The organism is Allocoleopsis sp., from assembly GCF_036703385.1.
Classification (GTDB): domain Bacteria; phylum Cyanobacteriota; class Cyanobacteriia; order Cyanobacteriales; family Coleofasciculaceae; genus Allocoleopsis.
Map to the genome: position 1 here is coordinate 1 of NZ_DATNPA010000452.1, position 9,172 is coordinate 9,172.

The window sequence follows — 9,172 nt, forward strand, 5'->3', positions numbered from 1 at the left end:
CGAGGCATGACATCTTCAATCACTGTTTGGAACTGGTTTAATGAAGTTGAACAGGGAGGTTGGGCCAAGCAACGCAAAAATGGTGATTTAGTCATCTATAACCAGGGCAGTGAAGAGCAAGCAAGATTTCGGTTTTTGGGGGGTTGGCCCACTAGTTTTAAAATTTCTGATGTCAAGGCGGGTGGCAAGGATTTTGCCATTGAAGAGATGGAATTAGCCGTCGAGGAGTTTACGCGGGTCAAATAAAACACCATGTTGCAAACTGAGTTTGAATTTACCTTACCCAAAGGCTATCTCGATGGAGAAGGCAACCTCCACCGTAAGGGGGTGATGCGTCTCGCCAGAGCAATGGATGAAATTGTCCCCATGCGTGACCCCCGTGTTAAATCGAATCCCGCTTACGCAACAGTCCTAATTTTGTCCCGCGTGATTGTCCGCCTTGGTGCTTTAGAGGAAATTAATCCTGCCGTTGTCGAAGGCTTTTTTGCCTGTGATCTAAATTATCTCCAGAAATTTTATCGCCAGATTAATGAATTGGAACCCGAAACGATTGGGTTACCAGAAACCACTCCCCCTCCACCGGAACCTTTACAGGTTAGCTGAATTGAATATTTGATGGGAGGAAACCGTCTAACTTCAAACATTTATTTTCATGGGAAGTGAAAATCCAATCCGTACAGAATTTAACTTTATTCTCCCTAGGGGCTTAGTTGATGCCCAAGGGGCTGTTCATCGCCAAGGTGTAATGCGTCTGGCAACTGCTAGAGACGAAATTATGGCGCAGAAAGACTCCCGTGTTCAGCAAGACCCAGCATACGAGGTGTTGGTGATGCTCTCGCGGGTCATTAGTCGTTTAGGAAATCTATCTTCGGTAACGCCTGAACTTTTAGAAGAACTTTTTACTCGCGATTTAGCTTACTTGCGAGAGTTTTACAATCGCATTAATCAACAGGGTAATGCTTATATTCCCGTTCAGTGTCCGCAATGCAGTAATCCCTTTAGCGTGGAGCTTTCACTGTCGGGGGAATCTTAAGCTACCCCTCAGAACAACTGGACGAGGAGGTAGCTTTTATTGCGTTTCATTTTCACTGGTCTTTAGAGGATATTCTAGGCTTAGAACATCCTGAACGACGACGCTGGGTCAATCAAATTAATAAGATAAGACAGCTATGATCTGATTTCATTTTTATTGATTGTTAGGGATGCAGCATTAAAGTAAAGGTTCTTTCTCCACTGTGCCTAATCCGACGGATTCTAACAAATCCTGCCAATCGCTGATTAGTGTTGAATCCTTAGGATTGGCGGAGCGCAAATCAGCCAGAGTTTTTAAGCTATCGTACCAGTAGCCAGCCTCGGCATAAAGAGCGACGCGATCGCGCATTGATGCCCTTGCTAAATCACTAGCGAATTTTTGATCGATTTGGACTCGTTTAATTGACCCTTGAACACGGGGATTTCCTTTTTGATCTTCAGGGTCACAATTGGCTACCAATTCCCAAGTATATTCTTTTCCAGGTTGTAAGGCTTCAGCATCAGCGGGTAGGGTAAAGCTCCTGATTCCACCTGTCTTGGTGAGCGGGAAGGTTTGCTCATAAATAATAGTGTCGCCTTTAGCATTGAGCAAAATAAATTTGGCTTCCTCAACAGAGGTTGAAGAAATCTGAAAAAAGAATGTCGGTTTTCCAACTGTCGTCAAGCCAATGTTACTCTCTGGTTGTAAGGCTTTCATTTGCATTTTTTGGCCTCCGACGGAGCCACATCCTCCCCGTGCTGTTCCCCCTTCCAAATTGCGAGATGGACGAATACCGGGTACTTTGAATTTCAGGCGAGATCGACGTTGCGCGAGAATTTCCCTTTGAGAGAATGCTGGTTGCTGTTGCTGAGTTGATGGAGACATGGCTGTGACGGGCAACAGACTGCTCAGGACTAGCTCTAGAGATAAAGCGAGAGACACTGTTGTCAGGCGTGGATAAGATTTGATGACCATGATTCAACGTCCAGAACTAAGGTTCGTTTGGGTGTATTGAGGAAAAAATTGACAATACAAAAGATTTCAAGCAAGACTGATTGAATTCCAGTAAAGTTCCTCAAGAGCTTCACAAGAATTTATAAACTTTTTCTACAATTTTATCCAGGGAATACGAACCAGGTAACATTACCTAATTTCCGGGTAAAAATCCTAATTGCCTTTTAGGCTTTAACAAAATCTTGACAGAAAACCAAGGGCTTTCTACAGTTTAAATTACAAATTCTTTTATTTATGCCACGAAATTGATTCCTAATCAATAGGTTCCCTTTCTTGAGGATACAAAGCTCATTATGTTTAACAATTTTGTTACAAAAATCCGCTCTTTGTTTTCTAGTGAAGACGGCAAGCCTAAAATAGTACTGGCTTTCGGTCGTTCGGTAATTTTAACTAGCGTTGTTGTAGCTGGGGTGGTGGTTGGGCTGCGCCATTTGGGAACCCTGGAGGGAATGGAATTAGGGGCTTACGACCAGCTGATGCGATCGCGTCCTGATGAAGGGATGGATAAACGATTGTTGGTCGTGGGTGTAACCGAGGAAGACATTCAAACCCGTAAAGAATACCCAATCAAGGACGACACCCTTGCTCAACTGTTAGAGAAAATACAAACCTATCAACCCCAAACGATTGGCGTAGATATTTTAAGAGACGTTCCTCAAGGCAGCCCCCAAGGCCGGATTGCCCTAGAAAAAATCTTAAAGCAGGACGAAAACCTGATTGCGGTCTGCAAGATGAGTTCGGTTGACCAACCGGGAGTTCCTGCTGCTCCAGGGGTTCCTGAAGAGCGGGTGGGTTTCGCCGATTTACCTCTCGATCCTGGCGGAACGCTTCGCCGTAGTCTTTTACTTTCAACACCGACTCCTCCCAAAGTTCCGCCCCCCGTTCAGCATCTGTGTAATATTCCCGATCCTGAAAACCAAATCCCTTCCTTTGCCTTCCAGCTAGCACTAGTGTATTTGGAAGGTAAAAACATTCAGCCTGACGCCGAGCATACACAGAAGACTGGGGAGATGAAAATCGGTTCAACCGTCTTCAAACGCTTAGAAGAAAACTCTGGCGGATATCGCAACGCGGATGCCGGAGACTATCGACTCATGCTAAATTACCGATCGCCCAGAAACTCAGTTAAGCAAGTTTCGGTGAGTGATGTACTCAATGGTAAGGTTGATTCGTCTCTCATCAAAGACCGTGTTGTTCTGATTGGCTATACCACCCCCATTGCCAAAGACGACTTCTACACTCCCTATAGTGCGGGATTGACAGATAGTCAGAAAATGCCAGGGGTGGTGATTCATGCTCAGCATGTGAGCCAAATACTCAGTGCCGTTTTAGACAAGCGCCCTCTGATTTGGTACTGGCCCCAAGCCAGCGAAATTTTGTGGATTTGGGGTTGGTCGGTGGTGGGAGCACTGGTGGCATGGCGTATCCGACGACTATGGCTGTTTGGGTTAGGCGTCGTAGTCGGGGCGGGGGTATTATATGGAGCCAGTTACCTTCTGTTTATGAATTCTGGGTGGGTACCCCTCGTACCAGCGATGTTGGGGTTGGTGGGAACCGCCATTGTTGTGGTGTTAATCGAGAGAGGATACGCGAAGGCCATTTATCAGGGAGTGAAAAAGCTCGTCCTGAATATCGAAATTGATGAAGAGAAAAAGCAGCAGCAGGTAGCAGCAATTACAGAAAGCGAGTCTTTCGCAGAATTGCAGCAAAAGGCAGCCGAGTTGAGAAAAAATCGGAGGAGAAACCGAGGATTAGATGAGGCTTCTGAGTCAAGCATAGAAACAAATGAAATCATACCGACTCCTCCAGAAGCTGAACTTCTAGAAATAGAGACCAATGCTGTTACGGCAACGCCTCAAGACGCTGAAACCCCGCCATCAGAGGAGGATGACTATTTGCAGCAGTTGCAGCAACGAGGAAAACAGCTGAAGACGGATGCCGTAACACCAACACCTCAAGATGCTGAAGCACCCGCATCAGAAGAGGATAACTACTTTCAGCAATTGCAGAAACGAGGCAGGAGGCTGAGAAAGACCGACGAGGACTCTAACAATTAGATATTTTTTGTTCACTGGTCACTGCTCACTGCTCACTGAAAAAGCTGTCCTCGACTTTTGGCGAATAGTCTACACCCACCTAGTCTGATAGCTTGGCATCCGTACCGGGCAAGGAGTCATGAAGAATGCAACAGATCAGCCCAGACGGACAGAAAGCTTACCTGGGTACGGGATGGGCGTCTCCGCTACGAGTCAACCTCCAAGGCAGTATCCAACTCAGTTCCGCAGAGCGCAACATCGAAGAATCGATTTGGCTGATTCTACGCACGGATTTGGGGGAACGCGTGTATCGACCTGAATTCGGGTCGCGCCTGTCTGAGTTGACCTTTGCACCTCTCAATACTCAAACCTTACTTTTAATCCGTCTCTACGTGCAGGAAGCCTTGGAAATGTGGGAGCCACGCATCGAAATTGATGAGGTGAGTACTGACCCCGATCCGGTGCGAGGTCGGGTAGACATCATTATTGAATATCATCCCAAAGACAGTCACGATAATCGCAGCCTAGTCTATCCCTTCTTTTTAGTGCCGGGAGGGGAACAGTAGTGGAATTTGATTTTTTACCCAAATTACCAAAATCTAATTTAGACGATCGCACCTACAAAGACTTAGTCGAAGAGTGCATTTTACGCATTCCTCGCTATTGTCCAGAGTGGACGAATTATAACCCTAGTGACCCGGGTGTCACGCTGATTGAACTGTTTGCTTGGTTAACCGACCAAATGTTGCTGCGGTTCAATCGGGTTCCCCTGCGGAACTACGTCACGTTCCTAGAGTTAATCGGGGTGCGCCTGCAAGCTGCCGTTCCCGCTCAAACCGATATCACCTTTTACCTAACCAGTTCCCTTGCCGAACCTTACACGATTCCAGGGGGAACGGAAGTGGCGACGGTGCGAACGGAAACGGAGGAGGCGATTGTTTTTAGTATCGATGAGCCATTGACGATTGGGAATCCCAGCTTACGGCACTTTCTCACAGCAGAGATGGCGGACGAGGAACCGGAAGTTCTGCGCGATCGCTTTACCAATTTATGGACGCAGCGATCGGATGGAGAATGGGAAGGTCGGGAGCTCTCCCTATTCAACGAACAACCTGAACCCGGAAACTGTTTTTATCTGGTCTTTGACCCCCAACACCAACTGGCGGGTAACGTTCTGGCTGTCACCTTTAAAGGAGAAGCGGCTACTCCCACCGGCATTAATCCCGACGCACCTCCCCGCCGTTGGGAAGCATGGAATGGCAGCTACTGGCAGTCCGTTCTGATTCAAGAAACGGATGATGGCACACGAGGCTTTAGTTTTAGCGAAATCCGAGAACAAGGGGGGAATCCCCTGCAAGGTGCAGACTTAGTGCTGCATTTACCGACCCATTGGCCTGTTACCCGTTTTACCACGTACCAAGGTCTCTGGCTACGCTGTGTTTATACCCCACCAACTCTAGGTCAGCCGGGATACAGTAGTTCTCCTCGAATGGTGGCTCTATCTGTGCGTGCGATCGGGGGTACCGTGATAGCCAGTCAAAGTAGTCTGGTTCGCAATGAGCTTTTGGGCGAAAGTGATGGAACTCCAGGCCAGACGTTCCAATTGCAGGGTGTTCCCGTTCTAACTCGGCGAGAGGATGAATACCTCCTGATTGAACCGCCGGGAGGATTACCCCAAACCTGGCATGAGGTGACGGATTTTGCCAATTCTAAGGGAGAGGATTTGCACTATACCATAGATTCGCGCACAGGAGTCGTTCAATTTGGCCCTTTGATTCGTGAACCCAGCCAAATCCAGCAGCAAACCTTCCTCCGTTCTCGCTCCTATCTACCGATGGGGAGCAATCGTGCGATCGCAGAAGAGATTTCAGCTCAAGACCTCAATGCCTTAGAGCGTCAATTCGGTGCGGTGCCGCCCAGAGGCTCCAAAATCCGCATGGTTGCCTACCGCACGGGTGGTGGTCAAAAAGGGAACGTGCAGCGAGGAAGTCTGACCGTGCCGAAGTCTGCCGTACCCTACGTCGCCAGGGTAATCAACCATATCCCCGCCCGTAATGGAGCCGATGCCGAATCCTTAGAAGAAGCTGTGATGCGAGTGCCTGCCATGCTGCGAACCCGCGATCGCGCCGTCACCTTGGAGGATTTTGAGACCTTAACCCTGCGAGCCGGTCAAGGTTCAGTGGCTCGTGCCCGTTGCCTCTCGCCCACATCGGTTGATGAGGCGGGACTGATTCGCCTGTTGGTTGTCCCTCAAGCCAATACGGAAGCGATCGCCAGAGCCGAAGGCATCCCGCCCGAATTCTTTGCCCTAACCCCTCGACTGCAATCTCAGGTGTTATCTTATCTCGACGAGCGGCGACTCTTGGGCGTACAGGTGCGCTGTCAGGAACCGGATTATGTCGGAGTCTCAGTACAAACCGAAGTAGCCCTAGAACCGGAGTACAATAACTACCGCGCCCAAGAAGACATCTTATTTAAACTCCGGGTTGCTTTGTACCGCTATTTCAATCCCCTAACTGGCGGCCCCGATGGCACTGGCTGGCCTTTTGGTCGTCCGGTTTATCCTTCTGATATTGTCACCCTGTTCCAGAAAACTCCTGGGGTGCGTTATCTCGGTGTGATTCAACTGTTTGAGATTCGCAAATACGATCAGACTTGGGTGCGGACTTTGCCCTTAGATCCTGTGATTAATCCCGGCTCTCAAGGGTTAGTTTGCTCTTGGGCGGATAATCGCTTACGCTCCAGTCACGTTATCAACCTTATCCAATGAGGGGGTTGAAGGTTGGCAGGTTGAAGGTTTGAAGGTTGAAGGTTGAAGGTTGAAGGTTTGAAGGTTGAAGGTTTGTAGGTTAGCGAGTGAGTTTATAACATTTAAGATTCAACATTCATGACTCAAGCACGTTCCGGTCAAAGTTTGTATCTACGGCTGACTCCCATGCAGTTCTCCGAGGCGACTCCCACGCCAAACCTAGAACTCACGGGTACGATGGCGACAGATACATCGACAACGGGCTGTAATGTGTTGCTGCACCCTGGAGAACCCAGTGAAATGCTGGTGCAGCTAGAAAACTTGGGCAGGCGCACACTGCAATTAGATTTACAAGTGGAGGGAGACTTTCCGTCGCAGTGGTGTCAAATTGGCATGGAGGGACGCGAACTCCTCCCTGGGCAAAGGATGGAGGCTGTGCTGTACTTCCAGGCATCTCCTGACTTCTTTGAGGATAACCAATTTCAGGATGAGTCTCTAATCCTGGATTATCGCAGCCGCTTAGTTGCCTACTACACAGCTGAAGATTTGGCAGGGGAGGATGCCTCTCTCACAAATAGAAGAGTTTGTGAGTCGGCTGGCTTTAACTTGTATGTGCGTCCCCGCAGTCTCTACCTAAATTTTCTGCCAGCGCTTTACCGGGAAGTTGACTTTATCAGTCGCTTCTTGAAAATTTTTGAGCAGGCATTTGAACCGGCTGTCCAAAGTTTAGATGTTTTGTGGGCTTACCTTGACCCTCTGACGGCACCTCAAGCTATGCTACCCTTTCTGGCGCACTGGGTGGCATGGCCGATGGAGCCGCGTTGGAGTATCCAGAAGCAACGTCGTCTGATTCGTCAGGCGATGGAAATCTATCGGTGGCGAGGAACGCGCCGGGGTTTGCGTCTCTATCTGCATCTCTATACGGATTTGCCGTTGGATGAGGATATGCCTGAGGAACTGGATAAGCACATCGGAATTGAGGAGGTTTTTGGAGATGGTTTTGTTCTGAGTACGACTCGCATGGGGGAGGATTCGATTATTGGCGGGGGACGACCGTTTCACTTTATTGTGACTCTGCGTCCTGATGCGGGTTTTCAGGTGGATGAATCTTTGGTTCGGTACATTATTGACCAGGAGAAACCCGCTTTTTGTACCTATGAACTTTATATTGAAAGGGGTGGTTAGGGGTGTTAATTTTTAACGAACCACAGAGGTGCAGAAAGCACGAAGGAAGGAAGATAGGAGGAGAGAGAATAGAGGAAAGAGGCAGGTTTTAGAGGATTTAGAAGATGTTAGGGTGAATTCGTGATTGGTGAGTATTGATTGAAATAATATCAATTTACCGTGAAAATGCTACACCATCCGATCCCCCCAGTCCCCCTTAAAAAGGGGGAGAATAATTTGATCTGTTGCAAGTACTTGGGAAAACGGTATAAAAATATATTTTTGGGTTTGGTTCGTGGTTCCTGGGAAGCCTAAATAACAAGAAGTAAATAAGAAATAACCTATGACTCAGCTATTTCCTACTCCTCCAATTAAGCCTTTAGAGCGTGTTCAGGTACGTGATGGGCTTTTGATGAATGCCGATCGCTGGCGTCGAGCGCATGAGTACCACCACGAGCGTCAAAATATTCATTACCAATCGCTGAATCAACCCGGTATTGTCTGTGGATTGGGGGTGCGGTTAATTCCCGCTCCTACTGAAGTGATTGCCCAATATCGCGATGGACGTTGGTTGGAAATTCAACCGGGAATTGCGATTGATTTGGTAGGGAATCCAATTGTTGTTCCTGAAGCGATTGAATTTCGGATTTCATCGGAGAATCTGACACCAGAGTCTATAACTGTCTACTTGGTCGTTAGTTACGTGAATCCTGAAAAATTACGCCGGAAAGAACAGCGCGAAATTATTCAGGAAACGTTTCGGATTGATGAAAAAACGCATCCACCCGGTGAATTAGAGGTGGAATTGTGCCGAATTGTTTTAGAACCGGGTGCTGTGGCAGGTGTGGAATCACCGCCCTTACAAAATCCAACCGATGTCTTTTTCCCAACGTCTAATTCCTTAGATTTACGTTACCGAACTCAAGCGCGATCGCGTGCCCAAGGGGTTGTGAGTATTGCCCAAGTCAACCTAACATCTCGCACTGATGAAAAACGCTTATCGAATCTTTCCTATCTGCTTCAGTCGGTTGCCACACTTTACCCAGCTTTAGAAGGAGATTTAGATGTAGGACAGGTTACATTGCAACCAGAGGACAAGGGAGAAAGAGCTAAACTCTCCAATTACGACTTACTGTTCTTAAATTATCAACAACTTCAATTACTGAAAGAGCGCCAATGGGAGGTATTAAGACAGTA

At 47.9% G+C, this 9,172-nt stretch carries 9 protein-coding genes and 1 pseudogene; 9 read left to right on the forward strand and 1 reads right to left on the reverse strand.

Annotated elements, in window-relative coordinates; all coding sequences use genetic code 11:
- From V6C93_RS22270 to V6C93_RS22285, 4 genes are all read left to right on the forward strand, one after another.
- Window positions 1-246, forward strand: a 246-nt coding sequence (locus V6C93_RS22270; protein ID WP_333478868.1) for a phage tail protein, incomplete at its 5' end; no start/stop codon positions are given.
- Between the two features lie 6 nt (window positions 247-252).
- Entirely contained in the window at window positions 253-603 is a 351-nt protein-coding gene (locus tag V6C93_RS22275; RefSeq protein ID WP_333478869.1) for a hypothetical protein, read from the forward strand.
- A gap of 49 nt (window positions 604-652) precedes the next feature.
- Complete coding sequence (locus V6C93_RS22280) at window positions 653-1,033, forward strand: phage tail assembly protein (RefSeq protein WP_333478870.1); 381 nt, start codon at window positions 653-655, stop codon at window positions 1,031-1,033.
- Window positions 1,027-1,173, forward strand: a complete 147-nt coding sequence (locus tag V6C93_RS22285) for a DUF6760 family protein (protein WP_333478876.1) — start codon at window positions 1,027-1,029, stop codon at window positions 1,171-1,173. The genes V6C93_RS22280 and V6C93_RS22285 overlap by 7 nt, the downstream gene beginning before the upstream one ends.
- A gap of 37 nt (window positions 1,174-1,210) precedes the next feature.
- Here the strand turns inward: V6C93_RS22285 and V6C93_RS22290 are convergent, their stop codons facing one another.
- Window positions 1,211-1,987 carry a DUF928 domain-containing protein gene (locus tag V6C93_RS22290; RefSeq protein WP_333478871.1) on the reverse strand — a complete coding sequence of 259 codons (777 nt, stop codon included), beginning with the start codon at window positions 1,985-1,987 and terminating at the stop codon, window positions 1,211-1,213.
- Window positions 1,988-2,319: 332 nt separating this feature from the next.
- Here V6C93_RS22290 and V6C93_RS22295 point away from each other — a divergent pair, with 332 nt between their 5' ends.
- The 5 genes and pseudogenes from V6C93_RS22295 to V6C93_RS22315 all read left to right on the forward strand — a co-directional run.
- Window positions 2,320-4,083 carry a CHASE2 domain-containing protein gene (locus tag V6C93_RS22295; RefSeq protein ID WP_333478872.1) on the forward strand — a complete coding sequence of 588 codons (1,764 nt, stop codon included), beginning with the start codon at window positions 2,320-2,322 and terminating at the stop codon, window positions 4,081-4,083.
- 125 nt (window positions 4,084-4,208) lie between these two features.
- A complete protein-coding gene (locus V6C93_RS22300; RefSeq protein ID WP_333478873.1) occupies window positions 4,209-4,628 on the forward strand; it encodes a GPW/gp25 family protein in 420 nt (139 codons plus the stop codon).
- Window positions 4,628-6,832: a putative baseplate assembly protein gene (locus tag V6C93_RS22305; protein WP_333478874.1), complete on the forward strand. Its 2,205-nt coding sequence runs from the start codon at window positions 4,628-4,630 to the stop codon at window positions 6,830-6,832. The genes V6C93_RS22300 and V6C93_RS22305 overlap by 1 nt, the downstream gene beginning before the upstream one ends.
- A 117-nt stretch (window positions 6,833-6,949) precedes the next feature.
- Window positions 6,950-7,996, forward strand: a complete 1,047-nt coding sequence (locus tag V6C93_RS22310; protein WP_333478875.1) for a phage tail protein — start codon at window positions 6,950-6,952, stop codon at window positions 7,994-7,996.
- A gap of 322 nt (window positions 7,997-8,318) precedes the next feature.
- Window positions 8,319-9,172, forward strand: a pseudogene (locus tag V6C93_RS22315) (hypothetical protein); the annotation flags it as partial.